We start from the raw sequence: 24,517 nt of genomic DNA on the forward strand, positions 1-24,517 counted from the left end.
TAAGAATTAAAAAATGTGAAGATGAGATTTTCAGTTCAAGGAGGAGTATTGTTGGGCATGCTGATGATGGGCATGGCTTGCAAAACAGAAACGGACAAACAGGAAGCCAAGAGTACGGAACAGGAAGAGCCCCTAAATGTTATTTTAATGATTGGTGATGGAATGGGAGTTCCGCAAGTATCCACAGCCTATTATTTTGGGGAGGACACGCCTAATTTTTCTAGGTTTAAGCAGATCGGTTTTCATAAGACCTCGGATAAGAGCTATCGTATAACCGATTCAGCAGCTGGGGCCACTGCTTTTGCCATAGGGCAGAAAACCTATAAAAGGGCCATTGGGGTCTCTGTTGACACCATTCCTCAGGAAACCTTGTTGGAACAGTTACAAAAGCAAGGCTACCAGACCGGACTTATCAGTTTGACCACCATAACCCATGCCACTCCGGCCAGTTTCTATGCCCATGTAAAAGATCGGGATATGCATGAGGAAATTGCCGAACAGTTGGTTGGGGCCAAGGTGGATTTTATTGCAGGGGGAGGAAAGAAGTTTTTCCGTGACCGTGTGGATGGAAAAGAGCTTTTTACTGCTTTTGAGGAGCAAGGTTACCATTTGGACACCCTTCAACTTTCGGAGGTGGTTCTGGACCAACCCAATGCCTATATTCTGGCCGAAGAAGGGATTCCATCCAAAATTGAAGGACGGAAAGAGTTTTTGACCGATGCCACTTCCATGGCTTTGGACTATTTTGAAAAGAAGAAAAAACCCTTTTTCCTGATGGTGGAAGGATCGTACATTGATTGGGGAGGACACGCCAAAGATGCCGAAATGATGGTTTCCGAAGTTTTGGATTTTGATAAGACCTTGGGTACCGTTTTGGATTTTGTGGAAAAGCACCCCAACACCTTGTTGGTGGTCACCGCAGACCATGAAACTGGAGGAGTAAGCATCGGTAAGTTTTATGACATCGACGAAAGTACAGGAGAAAAGAAAGAAGTTCCCGAAAAAGTCACTGTGTACTTCAACTCGGACCAACATAGCGGGGAATTGATTCCCGTATTTGCCAAGGGCAAGGGTTCCGAAAACTTTCAGGGCATCTACGAAAACAATGAGATTTTTCATAAGATTCAGCAGGCATTACACCAAAAACCAATAACGCAATGAAAAAAATAACACGGGCAATTCTTGTTCTCATTTTGGTGTTTCTGAACACCACGATAAAGGCCCAAACCACCTACAAAGTACATTCGCACAACGATTATGCCCAAGAATTGCCTTTCTGGTATGCCTATGCCAACGGCGCGGCATCCATTGAGACCGATTTGTTCTTAAAGAACAATAGCCTTTACGTGACCCATGCCGAAGCTGAAATTGTGGAAGGAAGAACTTTTCAAACACTTTATCTGGATAGACTTCAAAAACTGCAGGAATCAGGGAATTTAAGAGATGTTCAATTGCTCATCGATTTAAAATCTGAAGCCTACGCCACCTTGCAGAGACTGGTGGAAGTCTTGGAGGGCTATCCGCAACTCCTTAAAGCGGACAAGGTTCGTTTTGTGATTTCTGGGAATAGACCCAAACCAGAAGATTATGGGAAGTATCCCAGTTTCATTTGGTTTGATCATCAGAATCTGGATGAATTGGACCATATTGATTTAAATAAAGTGGCCTTGGTCAGCACGAGCTTCAAGAACTATTCGGTTTGGAATGGGTATGGAAGAATGACAGAACCTGATTTGGAAGCCGTGAAAGCAGCCATCAATAAAGCCAAAAAAGTGGGCAAACCGTTCCGTTTTTGGGCTTCACCCGATACCAAGACGGGTTGGGCTCGATTGGCGAGACTAGGGGTGGATTACATCAACACCGATCAACCTGCTTTGGCCCAACAATATTTGACCAATCTGGAAGCCAACACCTACAACAAGAAAACGCCCATTTCGGTGTACCGACCCAAGTATGGGTACACAACAGGGGCAAAACCCACCAATGTGATCTTGATGATTGGCGATGGTAATGGATTGGCGCAAATAACAGCCGCCATGGTGGCTAACCAAGGAAACTTAACACTGACAGGAATCAAGGAGATTGGCTTGGTAAAGACCGCTTCCCATGACGATTTGATCACCGATTCCGCGGCGGGGGCAACAGCCATGGCAACTGGGGTAAAGACAAATAACAGGGCCATTGGGGTCGATTCCAATGGAGATGTTCTTACCAATCTTGTGGATAAGGTAAGTACCGCAGGTTTTAATACAGCCATTGTAACTACCGATGCCATTTATGGGGCAACCCCGTCTTCCTTTTTTGCCCATCGGGTTGAGCGGGACGATACCGAAGGTTTGGTAGCTGATTTAAATGAGAGCCCACTTGATCTCTTTATTTCTGGAGGGCAAAATCAAGAAAATACCATCCAAAAAAAGTTTAAGACCCAATCCCTGGAAAGTTTTGAAACTCTGCATGAACCAACAGCAATCTATTTGGGAAGCAATAAAGTACCTTCTGCTACCTCAGGCAGAGGAGCTATTTTTCCCAAGGCAGTTAAAAAAGCTCTTGATGCATTAAGTGCTAAGGAACAGCCCTTTTTTCTAATGGTGGAAGGTGCCCAAATTGATAATGGCGGACACTCCAACAATATTGGGGATATTGTGGAGGAAATGTTGGATTTTGACCAAGCCATTGCCGAGGCCTTGGAGTTTGCCGATACCCATGGGAACACCTTGGTGGTCATCACCGCGGATCATGAAACCTCCGGTCTTGGAATTGTGGGAGGAAATATGAAAGAAGGAAGGGTCCAAGGGGATTTCTTGACCATTGATCATACGGGAATCTTGGTACCTCTATTTGCATATGGTCCCCAATCACAAAATTTTAGCGGGGTTTATGAGAATACGGACATCCATCATAAAATTTTGGAGGCTTTGGGCATTGCTGCTGAAAATGGAAAATAAAGCCGTAGAAAGTAACTTTAAAATGATGGAATGGTATACGGTTTCAATAACCTAATCGATAGGTTTTGCGGACAGTCCATTTAAATCCCATACAATTTTGCCATCTTTTATGGTGAGTTCCGCTTCCAGTTTTTGGTCGCCTTTAAGCAAATTGTTGCGGGCATCGATATAGCCAAACGAGCCTTTTCTAAGTCGGAGTACGGCTATATCGGCCACAGCGCCCACACCCAAATGACCCAAATCGTTGCGTCCAATGGCTTTGGCAGGGTACCAGGACCCACGTTTAAACACTTCTTTTAAAGGAATCCCCATATTCAGGAACTTGGACATGACGTTGAGGAAATCCTTCATTCCTGCATTCATGCTGAACCTGTGTAGGTCCGTACCAAATGAATTGGGCCAAAAGCCCTGTTCTATGGCCGGAATACCTTGATCAAACCAAAAGCCGGCACCTCCGTGTCCCACATCAAAGAGAATACCGCGTTCCTTGGCTTCCATTACCACAGGCAAAACGGTACCATTTTGATCTACAATGGGCTTACGTTCCGAGATGTGTTCAAAAGTATGGGTGATGATATCCCCGGGCCGCATATGGGCCAACTGATCTTCCAAGGTATATTCGGGGAGATGGCACTCCACAAAAATGGGGCGATTGGTTTTTTCCCCAGCCTCAATAGTACGTTCAAAGGGAGTCCAATCCTTACCATTGTAATGCCCAATCTTGATGCCAACGATGGTGTTGGGATATTGGTTGATCATTTCCACCGTCTTGGCCACATTCATTTCACTGATGTCGCTTTCAAGTTCATCTCCGGTCATACCATGACCTGCAATATTGAGAAAGGCCAGTATGCGGGTCTTCGCATGGTCAATGACCTGTTGCTTGAATTGGGGGAAATTTCGCCAACCGGAGGTTCCGGCATCCACTACCGTGGTGACCCCTGCCTTAAAACTGAAATCGTCAGGGGATAGACTGTAGATTCCATTGGCAAATTTTTTCGCCTCGGGGCCAACAAAAACGTGGGTGTGCGTATCAATCAAACCAGGGACTACAAACAGCCCAGTCGCATCCACGACCACTTTGGCCGTTTCGCTGGAAATATTTTGGGAAACTTCCGCGATTCGTCCATTTAAAATGGAAACATCGGCAATGGTGTCCACCTGGTTCGCTGGATCAAAAACATGTCCGTTTTTAAGTAGTAAATCAACCTCTTGGGCATATATGTTGGAAATCAGCAGAGTTGTAATAAGCCCGAAGATGACCTTGAAATAGCTGTCCATACTACTTATTGCTAAAATCCGTTCCAGCCAATCCGTTAAGGTCCCAAACAACTTTACCTGCTCGAAGGGTAAGTTGGGTCTCCAGTTTCTTATTTCCTTTGAGGGTATTTCTACGCACATCCAAAAAGCCAAAATCGCCCTCCCGTAAGCTAAACACGGCTATATCGGCTTCGGCCCCAACATCCAAATGCCCCAAGTCTGTCCTTCCGATGACCTGGGCAGGTGCCCAAGTGGCTCGGGCAATAACATCTTCCAATGAGAATCCCATGGCCATAAATTTAGAAAGAACATTGCTGAGGTCCTTCATCCCGGCATTCATACTCTGGGTATGTAGGTCGGTACTGATCACATTGGCCTTAAACCCTTGTTGGGATGCAGGTACAGCCTGACGCCAAGAAAATGCACCGCCTCCATGGCCCACGTCAAAAACAATACCCCTCTCCTGAGCCTTAAAGACAAAAGGTTTCACCTTGTCATTTTCGTCCACTATGGTTTCACGTTGTGTTGGTCCATACGAATAGGTATGGGTAAAGATATCCCCAGGACGGAGATGCTCCATGAACAGAGATTCTATGGAGTTGGGTGGGTCATGCTCACCAAAATCGACCATTACGGGGACGTTGGCCCTTTTACCGGCTTCGACCGCTAAATCCACTTGATCAAAACCGCCCCAATAGTGGGCCGCTTTTATGCCAACTAAAATTTCGGGATAGAGTTTTGTGATGGAATAAGCCGTCATCTCAGGGTTCATGTCGCTTAAGTTTTGCTCATCAAACCTACTTTTCATGCCATGGCCTACAATGTTGAGAAGCGCCAATACCCGTGTTTTGGCCTTGTCTATGGTCTGTTCTTTGAACAAAGGGAAATTTCGCCAACCTGATGAACCTGCATCCACGACCGTGGTTACCCCGGACCTGAAGGTAAACCCATCTGGCATTACACTGGTCTGGGCATTGGCAATATAGTCATCCAACTGGTTGCCCATAAATACATGGACATGCATGTCTATAAGGCCAGGAGTGACATAATACCCCGAAATATCTATGGTTTTTTCAGCCTTTTTCCCTGATATGCTCTTGGTTACACTTTTTATTTTTCCATCCTTGATACCTATATCCATAGGGGTATTGATGTTATTTTTCGTATCAATAAGGTGACCTCCTTTCAGAAGTAGATCATATTCTTGGGCATGCAGCCCCAAGCTGATGGCAAATAAAAATATGGGAAGTAAGAAACGCAGTCGGTTTAGGTTGGTGTGGAAATTCATGTGGTTTAGTTGGTTTAGTGAATCTGTTGATATATGGCTTTGCAGCTTGGGAAAGCGTTTGAGGACAAAAAGGTTCTTTTGCTTTTCCAGCTCATATAATAGTACACTTGAAAAGGGCATTACCCTATACTCTTGTTTTGCTATGTCGTTGGAAACAAGATGCATATTTGAAGGTCGTAATGGCATCAGTACATAAAAAATAACTAATGTTGAAGATATGAACTCTATCTTTAAGCAACCATTTTAACAAGCGTAAAATTGAGAACTAAAAAAATCATTGGATTTACCCTTTTCTTGCAGTTGTTGGGTGTGGGATGTGGGGAAAACACCAATACGGAAAGGACATGGAGTATGTACAAGGCGGATAATGCCAGTACCAGTTATTCTCCATTGAAACAGATACATAAGGAAAATGTTTCAAAGTTGAACCCGGCATGGACATTTAGACCCATGGATGCCCAGGAGGGTACCAGATTCTCCAGGAATGAATCCAATCCTATTGTAGTGGATGGGGTCATGTATACCACTTCGGCCAGACACCGTTTGTATGCACTCGCAGCTGACACGGGAAAAATGGTGTGGTCTTTTGACCCTTTCTATGGAGGAACTGGTGGAGGGGTGAGTAGGGGAGTGACCTATTGGGAAGATGGCGACGATAAAAGGATATTGTTTACCGCGGGCGACCAGCTTTTTGCTGTGGATGCAAAGACAGGAAAGCCTGTTCTGTCCTTTGGAGAAGAAGGTAAGGCCAGTATGAATGTTGGACTCAGGGGCGACCCAGACGCCATTTCGGTTATCCCAACATCGCCCGGAATTGTCTATGGTGACCTGTTGATCATGGGGACCGAGGTCTCTGAGCTGTATGGCGCTGAACCTGGATATATTAGGGCATATAATATCAGGACTGGCGCTTTAAAATGGAAGTTTCATACCATTCCCAAGCCTGGAGAAGTCGGCTATGATACGTGGCCCAAAGATGCCTATAAGTATGCAGGCGGTGCCAACAATTGGGGCGGTATGAGTGTGGATGAAAAGCGGGGCATGGTCTTCGTTTCCTTGGGATCTCCCACCTATGATTATTATGGTGCCGACCGGGTGGGTATGAACTTGTTTGGTAATTGTGTGGTTGCCCTTGATGCGGGAACTGGGGAGTATATATGGCACTTTCAGACCATTCATCATGATCTATGGGATTACGATTTGGCGGCACCTCCAAATTTGGTGACCTTGGAGCGGGACGGAAAAAAAGTGGATGCCGTAGCACAAACTTCCAAGGTGGGGTTTCTGTATGTGTTGGATAGGGAAACTGGAGAGCCTTTGTATCCCGTGGAAGAGAGGGAGGTTCCGGCATCCAATATACCGGGGGAATACGCGTGGCCCACCCAGCCCTTTCCGCTTAAGCCCGCACCCTATGCGAGGCAATCCATCACCGTGGACGATTTAAGTTTTTACTCCCAAGCATCCCACGATTCCTTGTTGAAAGAATTCAATTCATATCGTTATGAAGGACTCTTCACACCGCCCGATACCGTAGGAACCTTTATGTTTCCGGGCAGCAGGGGAGGTTCAAGCTGGGGCGGTGGCGCTTACGACCCAAATACGGGTGTACTGTACGTAAAATCCAATGATTCCCCTGAAATCAGTATGTTGAAAAGAGTGGAAAAAACGAAAAGCGAAGATGAAAACGCTTCACTGTATGAAAAAGGGGAACAGTTTTACAAGAATTTTTGTTTGAGTTGCCATGGAGCCGATAAAAATGGACAGGAACCCGACTATCCATCACTTTTGGGCTTGAAAATGAAGATGGATCGTGGGGAAGTCTTGAAAAAAATCGAGGACGGTGCCGGGAAAATGCCTTCGTTTTCCAGTGTACTTCCCGGAGAGGAAGAAGCTATTTTGGCGTATCTGTTCGAGCAAAAAAATGCAAGGTCCAGACGGGAGGATCGTTGGCTTAAGGAAGTGCAGGCCAATGAAAAGGCCAATACTGAGGAACAGCAGGATACCCTACCAAGATATTTGAACATTCGGGCCTATGGGTATTTCAGGGACAGCGAAGGCAGACCTGGGATTAAGCCACCATGGGGTATGTTGAACGCCATTAACCTGAACACTGGTGAGTATGAGTGGAAAATTCCGGTGGGAAACTATCCTGACCTGCAAGAGGAAGGAGCACCCATAACGGGAACGGGAGGTTCGGCCGGACCCATTGTGACCGCTGGTGGAATTGTGTTTGTGACGGGAACCCACGATCAAAAACTATTTGCTTTCGACAAGGATAGTGGGGAACTGCTTTGGGAAACCTTGCTTCCCGCATCGGGAACGGCCACTCCCAGTACCTATATGATGGATGGAAAGCAATATTTGGTCATTTCCCTGGCAGGAAACGAGGATGAGCCAGGAGGGTATATCATGGCTTTTGCATTACCTGAAAGCGAAGGTGGGGAAAATTGAACCTCTCATAGCTTAGCGTATATGGAAGGTTTCTTTTTGAAGGTCCAAATATTTTTTGCGCACGAGTTTAGCGGTTTGATGTTCACCCGTATGACTCCATCCCGGGGGCATGAACAGATATAATATTTTGTTTTTTAGGCCTGGAGCATTGATCACATCTTTGTAGAGTGCTTTGAATTCACCAAAATATACATCAAAGAAACTTCCTGAATCCATCTCACGGGTTATGCCATATTGGATGGGAAGATGGTCTTCCTCATCTTGATAGGTTCCAAAAACCCTATCCCAAATGTTCAAGAGATTACAGAAGTTGGTGTCCATATACAGGGGATTTCTACCGTGGTGAACCCGATGATGTGAAGGAGTTAAAATAAGTTTTCCAAGGAACCCTAAACGTCCTTTTTGCAGTACATGCTCACCAACATGGATAAAAGTGGCATAGGTAATATCCAGCAAAAGAATGGAAAAGAACAGCTTTGGGTCAACTCCAAGGAGCATGCATGTTGCGGTGCGGATAAAATCAGCATACGGGAACTCGAGAAAAAAATGCGCATGGTTTACGGATAAGTTCATGGTCTCCGCCGCATGGTGCGGGGAGTGGAGGCACCAGAGCAAACGAACTTTGTGGCCAAAATAGTGATAGATAAAACTGCCCAATTCCCAGACTACATATCCATAAATGAACCAATACCAAGTGTAAGAGGTCTGAAAAGGTGCATATTCTTGAAAGAAACCGATACACCACACAATGGTGCCCAATGAAAGAATACGGCCAATCACCCTATTAAAGACAATGATGAAGAAGTTTACTTTGTACGTCTTTAATTGTTCCCTTTCCCTGAAAAAAACAATGAAGAACTCAACAAAAAGTAAAATGGGAAGCGCTAGGAAGACACAGGACATGATACCATCAAAACTTTTGAAAAAGGCGTAGTTTTCTGTTTTTAAGGCTTCCAGTATGCTGGTGAAGCCCAAAAAGTTCATTATTTCCTCAAAAACTGCATTCAAGAAATCCATAAGTTGGTCGTATTTCACTTTGTTCAAATATACTATTTTTATGTATGAACATATGAACATGTGTATAAGTAAACGGTTTACGAAAACGTTTTATTGGTTCTATTGGGGCGTACCAACGAGAGTTTGCTATAAGTGCCATATTTGGGCTATCAATAATTCAAGGGTTACTATAATAATGAATTGACAAAAAAGAAACATTTTTTTTGGCAACATGCAATAAATATCTATATTTGAATATATGTATGAACATATGAACATAATGTACCTGATTTTTGATTGGCCAAAGATGGGCCGGGTTGGGTAAAAGAGATGATATTTTAATAGAATTATTTGAGTTGTTGTGTTTAGTTCTAAAAATGGATGATGGGAAGAAGGAAGTGTCGATTCAATGCTTTCGGTCTTCCCATTTTCATTTGATGACTTGTTCAACAAAGTGTACCGTTAACTAAACTATCCTTCAAACTATGTATTTATGAAATGTTTGCGATTGATTTTATTACTGTCGGTCATGGCTGTATTAAGTTGTGATGACGACCCAGAACAAAACCCCGAAGGGTTTACCGAGTTCGTCACCAACATTGATGGTGACTGGAAGATTGACCAAGTGCTCCAGAATGGGAACGATATCACCGATCTTATGGATTTTCAATCCTTTTCCCTGCAATTATCGTATGAAAACGGGATACCATCTTCGTATACCCTTTCCAATCTAACAACACCTTTTGCTTTGGAGCAGGCGAGTGGGAGCTGGTCATTTGATGATCCTGTATATCCTACCAAAATCAATTTTTCGGATGGTACAAGCCTGGATATTCAGGGAGCAGTGCTTTCTGGTGGGGATGAGCTTACAGTGACAGTTCCAATGGGCTGTACCTCTAATACATATACATACCGATTGAGCAAATAACCAGAAACTAACATGCACTGAAATGAAAAACAAACTATACAAACTAAAACGCATCCTGTTTCAGCCAAAAGCACTGTTTCTACTGTTTTTGTTGTTGAGCATGTGCATTACCATCAATAATGTAAATCAACCCTCTTCCATGGGTATTGGAGAGAGAATGGACATCACTATAGATGTTGATGTTGCCCCTGCCGAAGATGCGGCCCACAACATTATATTTGGCGTTTTGGCTCCTGAGGCTTGGGACATAGCTTCCAATGCCACGGCTTCCTATACTTCTGATAATGGCAATGGGACCATGCGACTGGCCAATGGTGCCGACCCGGATTATGCTACTCCCATTATGGATCTTGCCGGAATCGGTGAAAATTATGGTCTGGTAGAGTGGGTGGTGTTCATCTCCGATGAAACGGTATCCGGTGCAAATGGCGTAAACTTTTCCGGACAGATCCAACTTTCCATGGATGTCGGGACCGATAACCTTAAAACACAACTGGGATATATTGTGGGAACTTCAGGGTACGGCATCACTGCGGGAGAGACCGATATAAGGTTCACCCCTTGCATGGAAGTGACCGGAGGGTCCAATCCATTGATAGACCTCTGTGGTCCACTTCCCTTTCCAGTGACCTTTCAACCGGCGGAATATACGTATGATGACATTATCCATATTGGGTTTGATGCCACAAAGGGACCCGAAGGATCACCAACAGCGCTTTCAGGGGCTACTGATGTATATCTCTGTGCCAAAGCTGTTATAGACGGACAAGCTGTTGAGGTGTGCGATAACGCCAGTATCACCAAAATGCGCAGTACCGGCAATGACCAATGGGAAATATCCATATGGCCCAGACAACTTTTCAATGCTTTGCCAAGTCAGGAAATTGCGGATATCACCTTCAGTTTTATCAATGAAAATGGAGATGTCGAGGTCAAGAATCCAGATACCGGGGAAGACTTTCAACTAATAGCCAACTGTACGAATTAAAAACATGACGATTATGAAAAACAGAACAAAAGGCCTTGTTGTCATTTTTTTGGTGCTTGGCAATCTTATGGCCTTTGCACAAAATATTACCATTCAAGGGGTGATCACCGCAGAGGACGATGGTCTTCCGCTACCCGGGGCCAATGTAGTGGTGAAGGGAATGGCCATTGGTGCCTCCGCCAACTTTGATGGAGAATATACCTTGGAAGTCCCGAGTGGGGATGTAACCTTGGTTTTCAGCTATCAGGGGTTTAGTTCCCAAGAAGTTCCGGTGGGCGGACAACGAACCATCAATGTGGCCTTGAAAACGGATGTGAACGAATTGGACGAGGTGGTCATCATTGGTTATGGAAGCACGACCAAGAAAGATCTTACGGGGTCTATTGCCACCATTAAATCCGAGGATTTGGAGTCGGTACGTTCCACTACCGCCGATGACTTTGTACAAGGAAGGGTCTCGGGACTGTTATTGACCCAAACTTCGGGTCAACCCGGGGGTGCCACTTCTGTCCGGATTCGAGGAAGTAGTTCCATCAATGCCAGTAATGAACCTTTATATGTAATCGATGGTTTTCCTGTGGACAACAACAGTGACAACCTTTCAGCAGGTGTGGCCGAGGGGCCTTCCATCAATGCCCTTTCTACCTTGAGTGCCAACGATATTGCCTCCATAGATGTGTTGAAGGATGCTTCCGCTACCGCCATTTATGGTTCCCGTGGGGCCAATGGGGTCATCATAATTACCACCAAAAGAGGATTGAACGGGGATGCCCAAATCAATTACGACACCTATTTAGGGGTCAGTGAGGTTATAAAAAAGCTGGATGTGCTCAATGCATCACAATTTGCATTTTACGTGAATGAGTCCAGGTACAATGGTTCGGGAGACCCTAGGTTTTATACAAACCCAACCTCTTTTGGAGTGGGTACCGATTGGCAGGATGAAATTTTTAGGACGGCCATTACCAAAAGCCATGACCTTTCCATAAAGGGAGGGAACCAAGATATCAAGTATGCTGTTTCCGGGTCGTATTTAGATCAGGAAGGAGTGGTTATTGAAACCGATTTTAAACGGTACAATTTTCGGGTAAACCTCGATTTTAAGGCTACGGAAAAATTGTCCATTGAGAACTCCTTGAGTTTGAACAGGACCAACTTCAATACGGCCAGGACCGAGACCACAGGAGGGGTAGAGGTTGCCAGTAGTGCCATTACGGGGGCATATCAATTCAATCCCCTATTGCCTGTTTTCGATCCCGAAGGGAATTATACCAAAGGAAATTTCATTGTTCAGGACGATGGAACCTTTGTGAACGAAGTAAGCAACATCCAAGAACAGATTCCTAATTTTCCAAGCCCAGTGGCTTATCAAAATCTATCGGAAAGCAAGGGTAAGGCCACAAGGATATTGGACAATTTGGCCATTAAATGGGATGTGGCCAAAAATCTACAGTTGAAGACTACTTTGGGTGTGGATTTAAACATCAACGAACAGTTTTATTTTAGGACCGAGGAAATCGATTTTGGAAATTCACCAGGGGCTTTTGCGGCCCAAGCCAAGAATACGGCCACCAGCTATTTGGCGGAATCCACGTTGAATTACACCAATACCTTCAACAATAGACATCGTGTGAATGCCTTGGTAGGGGCTTCGTGGCAAGATTTCACCATTGAATCCCTTTCAGGGAATGCCTTGGGATTCCCAACGGAAAATTTTGGTTCCAACAACTTGGGACTTGGATTGAACCCTGGGGTCAGTTCCAACATCATAGAATCCAGATTGATTTCCTATTTTGGAAGGGTCAACTATATTTTGGACAACAAGTACATCTTTACGGCCACTTCGCGGGTTGATGGCTCCTCCAAATTTGGGGATGGCAATAAATATGGATTTTTCCCATCAGGAGCTTTCGCATGGAATGTTTCGGAAGAAGATTTTCTTCAGGACTCGGGACTCTATCTAAAACTGCGTTTGGGGTACGGAATCATAGGTAATGAGTCCATTGCACCCTATTCCGCGCAATCCACATTCAAGCCTACCTATCATTCCTTTAATGATAATGAGGTGGTGGGGCAATTGCCCAGTACACCGGCCAACAGTGCCCTTAAATGGGAGCGTACCGAGCAATACAATATTGGTCTGGACCTTGGATTTTTCAATGACCGATTGGGATTCACTATTGACGGATACCGAAAAAATACGGAAGATTTGTTGCTGAACCTCCAAGTACCCTCACAAACCGGATATATCCAAAGTGTGGTCAATGCCGGAAGTGTGCGTAACGAAGGAATTGAATTGGGCATCAATGCACAAATGTTCAAGGGGAAGTTCAATTGGGACGTTAACCTGACCGGGGCCTATAACAAGAACAAGATTTTGGATTTGGCCGGCTTGGATAATATTCCAACAGGCTTTGGGATTCTGGGTATTACCAATTGGCAGTTGCTTGTGGAAGGTGGCGAGATTGGAGCATTCTACGGTTATGTTTCGGATGGCATCGTTCAATTGGATGATGACCCTGCTACAACCCCAAGGTTTGCAACGGACACCTTTACCCCCGGAGAGCGAAAGTATAAGGATTTAAATGGAGATGGGGTCATCGATGCCGATAATGACAGGACCTTCATCGGAAATCCCATTCCAGAATACACCTTTGGGATAAACAATACCATTACTTGGAAAAACTGGGATCTTAATATATTCATGCAAGGGGTATATGGCAATGAAATAGCCAACTTCAACAGGATCAACCTTGAAAATTTAAATGGTCAAGGAAATGTATTGTTGGAGGCTTTTTCAAACAGATGGACCCCGAACAACCCCAGCAATACCTACACTAGGGCCGCGGATGGTCCTCGGAACATTGTGTTTTCCGACCATTATGTAGAGGATGGCTCTTACTTGAGATTAAAATCGGCCACTTTGGGGTATTCCATACCGGGTAAATTTTTGTCCAGGATGAAAATCAACAAACTTAGATTTTATCTCACGGGAAAGAACCTGTTCACCCTTACCGATTATAGCGGAGTGGACCCTGAAGTCAGCTTTGGAGGACAGAACAACAACCTTAGTGCAGGAGCGGATTTTGGGGGATATCCTACCTCAAGGACCTTTCTCTTGGGTCTTAACGTAAACTTTTAAAAGTCAAAATCATGAAACAATTCAAAAAATATAGAATGTACTTCGCTGCCCTGATTTTGATCTTGGGTTGTGAAAGTGCCTTGGAAGAGGAAGTGAAGACCTTTTATACCGAGGATACATTTTACCAAACAGAGCAGGACGTCAAATTGGCCATTAATGGGATTTATGGACATTTGGGGGCCACTTTTGATGAAACATTGAACGCCAAGGGGCTATATTTTGCCAACTATTGGACGGCAAATGCTTTGCTGTCGGATGAAGGGGAAACCAGTTTCAATAGAGGGGATGGATACAACCAGCTCTCTGCAATGGCCCATACACCAGAGAATACCATAGCATTGGAAATTTGGTCCAATCTTTACTTGGGCATCAACGCGGCCAACATGGCCATCGTTAATATCCCGGACGTTGAGATGGATGGGGATACCAAAGATGATTTGTTGGGCGAAGCCCATTTCTTGAGAGGGCTTCTCTATTTTGAATTGGTGCGTTTCTTTGGCGATGTACCGTTGCAATTGGAACCCCAAAAAGTATTTACTTCAAGTGCTTTCTTGGGTAGGGCATCCGTTTCCGAAGTCTACACCCAGATTTTTGAAGATCTGTCCATGGCAGAAAGCAGCCTTCCCTCCGAACAGATTGGGGTGGACAATGGTCGGCCCACCAGCTGGTCGGCCAAGGCTTATATGGCCAAAGCAGCCCTTCAGCAAGGGGAAAACCTTCAATTGGCAAAAAGTAAGCTGGAAGAAATCATGACCAGTGGACGTTTTGAGCTTTGGGAGGACTACGCGGACGTTTTCAAAATTGCCAACAATAATGGCAAGGAAGTCTTGTTTGCCATAAGCTTTTTGGAGGGTACGGATTTGTTCACCACCCTGTGGGAAGGTGGACATTTGGTCTACAGGACACTCCCAGGCGGGGTATATGGCGGTAGGCCCAATGGTGGAGGCTTGGAGATACCTACCATGGCCCTGTACAATTCCTTTGATGATGAGGATAGAAGAAAAGAAGTGACTTTTATGACCGAAGATGTCATCAACGGGGAGTTGGTGGAATTTGATGCGCCCCATATCGTAAAATATTGGGACCGGGTAGCCGAGCCTCTGGTGAACAATACGGCCAATGACCTTCAGCTCATCCGTTATGCGGATATATTACTTATGTATGCCGAAGTGTTGAATGAGCAGAACAATGGAAGCACTCCCGCTGCATTGGATGCCATCAATGAAGTGCGGAAAAGGGCAAGATTTGCCGATGGGGTGGAGCGCAATATTCTTCCCGATTTATCCGCAATGGGATACGAAGCTTTCAAAGAAGCCATACTGGAAGAACGAAAAAAAGAACTTACGTGGGAAGGCCATCGTTGGTTCGATTTGGTTCGATTTGGCAAACTGGAAGAAAAGGTTACCGAGGCCAAGCCCGGGGTTCCCGTGGCAGCAAGACATAACCTGCTTCCCATACCCCAAAGAGAAAGGGATATTAACCAAAACCTGACACAGAACACAGGCTATTGATATGAACAACACTTTTTTTAAGGCCCTTAAGGTAGTTTGCATAATGTTGGTGACCTTGGGTGGTTTTTCGGGCTGGGCGTCTGAAAACATTGCCAAGCAAGCCACTGTGAGAGTCTCATCCCAGTTGGAAGGAAATGAAGCCTCTAATTTAATTGATGGATTGATCCGCTTGGATGGGCAGGGCGAATGGGCCTGCATCGGGGAGCGCAAGGCATGGGGAGCCAATACATTACCTTGGCTGCAAATGGATTGGGACGGACCACGGAGCATCAACAGCATTGTCATTTATGATCGTCCCGGTTTGGAGGAGCACACCGCTGGAGGGGTTTTAAGGTTCAGCGATGGTTCCCTGATTCGGGTAAACACCATTCCCAACAATGGCGATGCCAAGAAAGTGGAGTTCCCAACAAAAACAGTGGAATGGGTCCGCTTTGAGGTCACCGATGGGGAAGGGCTACATCTTGGTCTATCCGAAATGGAAGTGTTTGCTTCGCCCACTGATAGCACAAACCCATTGCATTGGGTGAATCCGTTTGTGGAGTCGGCCAAAGGCCGGTATTTTTTCTTCACTCCCGGTGCACACCCCATGGGAATGGTAGCTGCGGCACCCGTGACCCGCAATAAAAATCAATATGGTGGAGGGTACAGTTACAATTCCACGGAAGTATTGGGTTTCGGACAGATTCACGGTTGGTGCCTTTCAGGAATACAGATCATGCCCACGTTGGGGAACATAGACCCTACCTTGGGAGATCAAGGTTGGAAATCCAGTTTTAGCCATGACGATGAAGTGGCCATGCCGGGATATCAACGTTTGTATCTAAAGAAGCATCATGTTTGGACAGAACTGACCAGTACCAAGCGTACTACCCTATATCGCTTTACATATACCCAAGCGGAAAAGGCCAGTATATTGACCAATTTGGGAGGGTATTTGGGAAATTCAACCATGATCAATGCAGATGTCCGTAAAGTCAGCCAAAATGAACTGGAAGGCTCGTTTGATTCAGCTGGAAGGTTTTGGGGCGGACCGGAGAAAGTCAAAGTGTTTTTTGTTATCCAGTTTGATAAACCTTTCCAGACCTTGGACGGATGGAAGGATAAGGAGAGATTCAGCGATATTACCACTATGAAAGGCTCCGATACCATGACCCGTAGGGATTCGGTCGTTTTTGCTGGAATCACCCAGAGTTATTGGAATGCGCCCACTACCGGTGTTGCTGCTACCTATGATGTAAATGCAGGGGATGAGGTTCAGATGAAAGTGGCTATTTCGTACACCTCCGTGGAAAACGCCCGTAAAAATCTTCAAACCGAAGCACCCCATTGGGACTTTGACCGCTATAAGGAAGATGCCTTTAAGGTATGGGAAGAGCAGTTGGGAAAGATTGAAGTCAAGGGAGGAACAGAACAACAACGGGTAAAATTCTACACAGACCTATGGCACATTTTGTTGGGAAGAAGAATTCTGAACGATGTCAGCGGGGATTATCCCGATTATACCCAGGGAGAGCGCCAAGGAACCTTCACAAAAGCCAGCCTGAAAGTAAGAACGCTACCCAAGGATAAGGATGGCAAGTCAAGGTTCAATATGTACAATTTTGATGCACTTTGGCTTACCCAATGGAACCTGAACATTGTTTGGGGGTTGGCTTGGCCGGAAATTTTGGATGATTTCTCGGCTTCCTTGGTACAATATGCCGATAATGGCGGACTGTTGCCCAGAGGTGCCATAGCAGGCGGATATTCCTATATCATGACAGGAAACCCGGCAACGAATATGTTGGTGAGCACCTACATGAAGGATTTGATGACAAAAACAAATCCCAAACATGCCTTCCAAGTGATGAAACGCAATCACATGCCCGGTGGCATGATGAGCGATTCAGCAGAGGACCTTGAGTTTTATATGGCCAATGGATACTGCCCCGATAATGCCGGAAAGACCCTAGAGTGGGCTTTTCAGGATTGGTCGCTTTCCCAAATGGCAAAGAAGATGGGGAAGACAAAGGATTATGCCTATTTTTCAAAAAGAGCTGAAGGGTGGTCCAAATTGTTCCATCCCGACTTAAAGCTGGTATTGCCCAAAGACCGATCGGGGAATTGGCTTCATACGGATTTGCTATCCGGTCAGGGTTGGGTAGAATCCAACGCGTGGCAAGGAACCTGGTCGGTGTCCCACGGTATTACGGAATTGTCTAAGCTTATGGGTGGAAACGATGTATTATCGGACAAACTCAACTTTGCTTTTGAGCAAGCAGCTCCCCAGGATTTTGTATTTGGATATTCGGATGGATATGTCAGTTATGCCAACCAGCCGGGCTGTTCCAACGCCCATGTCTTTAACCATGTGCAAAAGCCATGGCTTACACAATATTGGGTGAGAAGGGTGAACGAACAGGCTTACGGTGCCACGACCGTGGACCAAGGCTATGGCGGACATGATGAAGATCAAGGCCAGATGAGTGGCGTAAGTGCGTTGATGTCCATGGGACTTTTTAGCTTGACGGGGAACAATTCCATCACCCCCAAATATGAAATTACCAGTCCGGTTTTTGACGAGATAACCATAAAACTCAACCCAACCTATTACCAAGGAAAAGAGTTTACCATCAAAACCTTGGACAACAGTAAAGAGAACAGTTATATCCAAAAGGCAAGGTTGAACAATGAGCCGCTCCAAACATTTTGGTTTACCCATGATGTTTTTCAAAAGGGAGGGGAGCTTATCCTGCAACTTGGGCCTGAACCCAATACCAATTGGGGAATTCAAGATTGAACGTATAGCAAAAAGGAACCTTCCATAAACAGAAGGAATCAGCAATGAAAAAAGGGATTGTAACATCTGGGATTTGGTCTTTTGTACTCTTGATTTTGGGTGCGTCGTGCACAGAGGGTACAAAGCGGGGGGAATACCTCTTCCAGCCAGTGGCGGCCAAAGCCTCTGGGATCCATTTTTCCAATGACCTTCCCTTGGATGACGATTTGAATATCCTCAACTACATCTACTACTTCAATGGTGGAGGTGTTGCGGTAGGCGACATCAATAATGACGGATGGGACGATCTTTTCTTTACGGGAAACCAAGTTTCCAACAAATTATACCTGAACCAAGGCAATCTAAGGTTCAAGGATATCACCGAAGAAGCAGGTTTGGAGTCCAAAGGATGGTCTTCTGGAGTGAGCATGGTGGATATCAATACAGATGGTTGGTTGGATATTTATGTGTCCAGATCTGGACATTTAGATCCAGAACAACGAAAAAACCTACTCTACATTAACCAAGGTGATGGAACCTTCGAGGAAATGGCCCAGGAATACGGGTTGGCAGATGCTTCGTATTCCACACAATCCGCTTTTTTGGATTATGACAAGGATGGTGATTTGGACATGTACCTGCTCAACCATATGCACCAAATGACCGGGATGAACAATCCTGTGCCACGAAAACTGAATGGGGAATCCGAAAGCAATGACAATCTGTACCGCAACGATGGTGTTGGTCCATTGGGGCACCCGGTCTTTACGGATGTTTCTGATGAAGCTGGTATTACGATTGAAGGGTTTGGTCTTGGGGTAGGGATAAGCGACCTTAATCAAGATGGGTATCCGGATATTTACGTGTCCAACGATTTTATTTCCAATGATATCCTATATATCAACCAAGGGGACGGAACTTTTAAGGACAGATCCAAGGAGCTTCTCAATCACCAAAGCCATAATGGTATGGGCAATGACATTGCCGATATCAACAATGACGGTCTTACCGATGTTTTGGTATTGGATATGCTGCCTTCGGATAATCGTCGTAGGAAACTGATGCTGAACAAACCCAACCACAACCTTTTTGAATTCAGCAAAAGTGTAGGCTATCAACCCCAATATATGCGGAACACCTTCCAATTGAACAATGGAAGCCAAGCCCCGTTCAGTGAGGTGGGCCAACTTATGGGTATTAGCAGTACGGACTGGAGTTGGGGTGGATTGATGGCTGATTATGACCGCGATGGTCTAAAGGATATGTTCATCACCACGGGCTACCTCAAGGATATGACCGATTTAGATTTCATCGTGTATCGCAGAAAGCAGTTCAAGTTTAGGACTAGGGAGGAAGCGGACAGTATATACTTGGCCAGTATCAATAAGCTACCCGAGGTAAAGCTCCAAAACTATTTTTATAAGAACAATGACGGGTTGAAGTTCATGAACACTTCATCTACATGGGCCCCTGAATCCCCAGGTTTTTCAAATGGGGCGGTGTACGCAGATCTGGACAATGATGGAGACCTTGACATTGTCACCAACAACATCAATGAGAAGGGCAGTGTACTGGAGAACACCTCTTCCCATAATGGAGGACATTCCTTAAAACTCATTTTTAAAGGCCCAAAGACCAATCCAAATGGGATAGGGGCAAAAGTATGGGCCTATGCCGGGAGTACGGTTCAGTTTTCAGAGAACTATACCACCAGAGGGTTTCAATCCAGCGTGGCACCCTCACTATATTTTGCATTTCCGGAAAATCAAAAAATGGACAGCCTTATCGTAGTTTGGCCAGATGGAAAAGGAAAGACCTATTCCAATGGCGGGATGGACACTACATTGACACTAGAGTATTCCGATGCTTCTGAGGTATCTGAGCGGATTCGTACGGTTGAAAAAAATCAAATGTTTTCCAAGGTTGATAAGATGATTCCTTTTGAACATCAGGAAATCCCTTTTTCAGATTTTGATATAGAGCCACTCATTCCGCAAAAGTTTTCCAGCAATGGACCTTCCCTTGCAGTTGCCGATGCCAATGGTGATGGTCTGGATGACCTTTTCATTGGAGGCTCGCATGGTTTTTCAGGTCAGTTGTATATCCAACGCAAAGATGGACGCTTTGAAAATAAAACCTTTGAAAGTAATGCAGAGCATGAAGATGTTGGGGCCATATGGTTTGATGCGGACGGCGATGGGGACAATGACTTATATGTGGTCAGTGGAGGGTCCGAATTCTCGCTGATGAAGCCAGGACATTATCAGGATAGATTGTATATAAACGATGGTCAGGGGAATTTAACCATGGCCGAAGATGCTTTGCCCAACATGAACACGAGTGGGGGTTGTGTAATTGCTTCGGACTATGATCAAGATGGGGATTTGGACCTTTTTGTAGGCGGAATGGTTGTTCCCGGAAGCTATGGGGTGTCACCTAAAAGCTATGTATTGGAAAACAACCAAGGGAGGTTCATCGATGTCACCCGCTCAAAATTGGGTGAACAGGAATTGGGAATGGTTACCGCTGCCCTTTGGACCGATGTGGACAATGATGGTTGGGTAGATTTAGTGGTTGTGGGGAAATGGATGCCGGTAACCCTGTACAAAAATCAAAAAGGAAGTTTTCAAAGGGTTGTATTGCCCAATTCATCGGGTTGGTGGAACAGCATCAATGGTGGGGATTTTGACAATGACGGGGATATGGACTATATCGTCGGGAACCAAGGAACCAATAGCGTGTATAGGGCATCAGGGGAATACCCCATGGAACTGCATGTTGGGGATTTTGACAAGGATGGCAGAGTGGACCCCTTGATCACGCAATACGGTCTAAGTCCCGATGGGGCTATGATGAGCTACCCGCTGGCATCAAGGGATTTATTGGCAGAACAAATGGTTTCCATTAAAAGTAGATATAAAAATTATCGTTCCTATGCCGATGTCCAGATTGAGGACCTCCTTTTGAACAATATGGCCGATAACCCTATCAAGAGAACTGTAGAAAACTTGGAGAGCCTATATATTGAAAACAAAGGAGGGGGCAAGTTCAATGTAAAGCCCTTGCCCATGGAGGCCCAATGGGCGCCAATTATGGGCACTACCATCACAGATGTGGACTTGGATGGGAACTTGGACGTCATCCTTATAGGCAACTTTTACGAGTTCGAGGTGGGCTATGGACAGAACGATGCCTTTTTGGGACTTGTCCTAAAAGGGGATGGTAGGGGAAACTTCAAACCAAAAAATCAAAAAAATACTGGCTTTATTGTCAATGGAAATGCCCGTGCCTTGGTCCGGGTACTGGGGAAAGAGGGGGAACTGTTGGTTTCTTCCATCAACAATGATAGCCTTAAGATACATCGAATAAACCAAGGTTTGGAAAACATGATAATGGTCCCACAGGATGCGCAATCGGGCATCATCACCTTGGAAAATGGAAAGCAACGAAAAATGGAATTCTATAATGGCGAGGGGTATTTGTCCCAATCCACCAGAAAGGTGCAATTGCCCAAGAATGCCAAGATTAAGTTTAACACAAAACAGAAGTAAAGTCCATGCAGGACCAAAACAAATATTATCTGGGGATTGATATAGGAGGTAGCCATTTTGCCCTTGGTATGGTGGATGCATCGCAAATGGGATTGCTCATGGAAACGGTGGAACGTTATCCAGTGGACGGTAATCTGCCGGCTCAGGATTTTTTGGACCAATTGCTTTCTGCCATAAGGGAATCCATTCAAAAGTTCAAAAAGCCCATAAAGGGCATTGGTCTGTCCGTGCCCGGTCCATTTGACTATGCCAATGGGGTTTCCCATATCCGTGGACTCAACAAATACGATGCACTGTTTGGGGTCAACCTGAAACTCTTTCTGTGGACTCACTTACAGGATGCCTTGGCGTCCCCAGATAACATTGTCTTCATTAATGATGCGGACAGTTTTGTTCTAGGGGAGGCCTATACCAACAATCTCGATAAGGGAAAGGTTTTGGGGGTAACCTTGGGAACCGGAATAGGCTCGGGCTTTGTCATTGATGGAAATGTGGTCACCGAACATGCCAACATACCCAATGAAGGCAATATTTATAACCTTCCCTTTAAAAACAGAAGAGTGGAGGATTGGATTTCCACCCAATGGTTTCTGGAAACTTTTACCAAGACCACGGGCATTACTGTGGGCAATGTGAAGGAAATTGCCGAGCATGCGGAAACCTTGGAAAAGGCCAAGGAAATTTTTGAACAATACGGACAGCATTTGGGTGAAGTGATGACTTCTCTTTCGGAAGTGTTCAAACCAGATGCCCTTGTTATTGGAGGAAGCATATCCAAGAGCTATCACCTTTTCAACGAAGCTTTTGAAGCTTGTTTCCCCGTCCTCCCCAATATTCATATTACTAAAGGCACGGCCCATGCGGCCATTTTAGGTGCCGTCATACATTTAACCATTAAACAGAATAAATTGAGCACAAAAAGAAACACGGAGCAGTATGTGATGCCAATGCAGGCAGATGGGTCAAGAACAGGTGAAGGCTATACGGTGTACCCCTCTTTTGAGATTTCTACGGGGACTGTTTCCATGGGCGTGGAGAGCCTCGTGGATGAACTTCCCAAAACAGGATGTGTTCTCATAGACGGTTATATGGGGGGATACTGGGAAGAATTTATGGCCCGTTTGTCCAGTGAACTCCAAAAAAGAAATGTAAAGCATATCAATTATGCTATGGCTTCTGCGTACAAGGAGGTTTCGGTCATAGAGGAGATGGTGGCTCCCTATTTGGGAGGCGACGACCCTGTCTTTGGAAAGATATTTCCCGGAGATCTAAAGGATTTTTTCGATGAGGAAAAATTGCAATCCATTAAACCGGAGGAGGGCGTCCTCAATATTATCTATGGACCTGGGGCAGCCTTGAGTGGTTGGGAAGGGGCCGTGATTTATATGGATATTCCAAAAAATGAGATACAGTTTCGTTCCAGGGCAGGGCAGGTTACCAATTTGGGCGATATTATGGTGGCTGATAAAAAACATCAATACAAGCGCATGTACTTTATTGATTGGCCAGTCTTGAACAGACATAAACACCAACTGCTGAAGGATATGGACTATGTTGTGGACGGGCAGTTTGAAGGTGATGTCTCATGGTGTTCGGGAGATACCTTGCGAACAGCACTTCAGGAAATGACTGCCCATGCCTTTAGGCCAAGACCTTGGTTCTCACCCGGGATTTGGGGAGGGGATTGGATGAAGGAAAAATTTGATGGCTTGGCACAGAATGTGCCCAACTATGCATGGTCCTTTGAGCTCATTGCACCAGAAAACGGGATTGTGATTTCAAAGAACGGTGCACGGTTGGAGGTTTCCTTTGATTTTTTGATGTTCCAGGATAATCAGGCCATTCTGGGCAAAGCAGCAGATATTTTTGGAACGGATTTTCCCATACGGTTCGATTATCTGGATACCGTGAATGGACAGAACCTATCCGTACAATGCCATCCCACCTTGGAATACATGCGGGAAAATTTTGGGGAAAACTTTACCCAAGATGAAACCTATTATATTTTGGATGCCGACGCCGGTGCCCAGGTGTATCTTGGATTTAAGGAAGGGGTGCAAAAAGAGGAATTCCAAGAGGCCTTGGAGCAGAGCCATGCCCAAGCAAAGCCCATGCAGGTGGAGAATTATGTGCAAACGTTCGATGCAAAAAAACATGACCTTTTTCTTATTCCAAATGGAACTGTGCATTGTTCCGGTATTGGGAACTTGGTCTTGGAAATTAGCAGTACTCCTTACATATTCACTTTTAAGATGTACGATTGGATGCGCATGGATCTGGATGGAAAACCAAGACCATTGAATATTGAACGCGGAGTGGCCAACCTGAATATGGAATGTCAGGGAGATAGGGTAGAAGCGGAGTATATTTCCAAACCACAAGTGGTCCAATCCGGTAATCATTGGAAGAAGGTAAAGTTACCCACACATCCAAAGCATTTTTATGAAATCCATAGATTTGAGTTCACTGACGAAATGATCATTGATACAGAAGAACAATGCCACATCCTCAATTTGGTGGAAGGCACTAAAATACGTGTGGTGGCCCAAAACAGGAGTATGGACATCCACTACGCCGAAACCTTTGTGGTCCCTGCCGCGGTAGGACGTTACAAGATTGAAAATTTGGGTGAGGGAGAGGCAAAAGTGATCCAATCCAATGTAAAACCAGAATTCTGTAAAACCGGATTTTAATCATTG

The 24,517-nt window shown here is 45.1% G+C and carries 13 protein-coding genes; 10 read left to right on the top strand and 3 right to left on the bottom strand.

Features of this window, described 5'->3' with window-relative positions:
• Positions 1-21 precede the first annotated feature (21 nt).
• Complete coding sequence (locus ACPD8L_RS01150) at positions 22-1,161, top strand: alkaline phosphatase (protein WP_423941343.1); 1,140 nt, start codon at positions 22-24, stop codon at positions 1,159-1,161.
• Positions 1,158-2,945, top strand: a complete 1,788-nt coding sequence (locus tag ACPD8L_RS01155) for an alkaline phosphatase (protein ID WP_116219112.1) — start codon at positions 1,158-1,160, stop codon at positions 2,943-2,945. Before ACPD8L_RS01150 ends, ACPD8L_RS01155 begins: the two co-directional genes overlap by 4 nt.
• Before the next feature lie 51 nt (positions 2,946-2,996).
• On the opposite strand, the gene ACPD8L_RS01160 is transcribed toward ACPD8L_RS01155, so the two are convergent.
• Together ACPD8L_RS01160 and ACPD8L_RS01165 are read right to left on the bottom strand one after the other, a co-directional pair.
• Positions 2,997-4,226, bottom strand: coding sequence for an amidohydrolase/deacetylase family metallohydrolase (locus ACPD8L_RS01160; RefSeq protein ID WP_116219111.1), 1,230 nt, complete (start codon positions 4,224-4,226; stop codon positions 2,997-2,999).
• Between the two features lies 1 nt (position 4,227).
• A complete protein-coding gene (locus ACPD8L_RS01165) occupies positions 4,228-5,493 on the bottom strand; it encodes an amidohydrolase/deacetylase family metallohydrolase (RefSeq protein WP_423941346.1) in 1,266 nt (421 codons plus the stop codon).
• Positions 5,494-5,751: 258 nt separating this feature from the next.
• Here ACPD8L_RS01165 and ACPD8L_RS01170 point away from each other — a divergent pair, with 258 nt between their 5' ends.
• Positions 5,752-7,944, top strand: coding sequence for an outer membrane protein assembly factor BamB family protein (locus ACPD8L_RS01170; RefSeq protein WP_423941348.1), 2,193 nt, complete (start codon positions 5,752-5,754; stop codon positions 7,942-7,944).
• Between the two features lie 12 nt (positions 7,945-7,956).
• Here ACPD8L_RS01170 and ACPD8L_RS01175 read toward each other — a convergent pair whose 3' ends face one another.
• Positions 7,957-8,979, bottom strand: coding sequence for a sterol desaturase family protein (locus ACPD8L_RS01175; protein ID WP_423942960.1), 1,023 nt, complete (start codon positions 8,977-8,979; stop codon positions 7,957-7,959).
• 454 nt (positions 8,980-9,433) lie between these two features.
• Here ACPD8L_RS01175 and ACPD8L_RS01180 point away from each other — a divergent pair, with 454 nt between their 5' ends.
• The 7 genes from ACPD8L_RS01180 to ACPD8L_RS01210 are packed head-to-tail and all read left to right on the top strand — an operon-like array spanning position 9,434 to position 24,511.
• Positions 9,434-9,868 (top strand): DUF5004 domain-containing protein, encoded by a 435-nt coding sequence (locus ACPD8L_RS01180; protein ID WP_293299920.1) that lies wholly within the window; start codon positions 9,434-9,436, stop codon positions 9,866-9,868.
• Between the two features lie 22 nt (positions 9,869-9,890).
• Positions 9,891-10,856 (top strand): DUF4961 domain-containing protein, encoded by a 966-nt coding sequence (locus tag ACPD8L_RS01185; protein WP_423941350.1) that lies wholly within the window; start codon positions 9,891-9,893, stop codon positions 10,854-10,856.
• Between the two features lie 13 nt (positions 10,857-10,869).
• Positions 10,870-13,998, top strand: a complete 3,129-nt coding sequence (locus ACPD8L_RS01190; RefSeq protein WP_423941351.1) for a SusC/RagA family TonB-linked outer membrane protein — start codon at positions 10,870-10,872, stop codon at positions 13,996-13,998.
• Positions 13,999-14,009: 11 nt separating this feature from the next.
• The gene (locus ACPD8L_RS01195; protein WP_423941353.1) at positions 14,010-15,509 is read left to right on the top strand and encodes a RagB/SusD family nutrient uptake outer membrane protein; all 1,500 of its coding nucleotides are present in this window, start codon (positions 14,010-14,012) and stop codon (positions 15,507-15,509) included.
• A 1-nt stretch (position 15,510) separates the two neighbouring features.
• A complete protein-coding gene (locus ACPD8L_RS01200) occupies positions 15,511-18,288 on the top strand; it encodes a GH92 family glycosyl hydrolase (protein WP_423941355.1) in 2,778 nt (925 codons plus the stop codon).
• 44 nt (positions 18,289-18,332) lie between these two features.
• Entirely contained in the window at positions 18,333-21,818 is a 3,486-nt protein-coding gene (locus tag ACPD8L_RS01205) for a VCBS repeat-containing protein (protein WP_423941356.1), read from the top strand.
• A 5-nt stretch (positions 21,819-21,823) separates the two neighbouring features.
• A complete protein-coding gene (locus ACPD8L_RS01210; protein ID WP_423941358.1) occupies positions 21,824-24,511 on the top strand; it encodes an ROK family protein in 2,688 nt (895 codons plus the stop codon).
• Positions 24,512-24,517 lie beyond the last annotated feature (6 nt).

It is taken from the genome of Flagellimonas algicida (assembly GCF_049629585.1).
Classification (GTDB): Bacteria; Bacteroidota; Bacteroidia; order Flavobacteriales; family Flavobacteriaceae; genus Flagellimonas.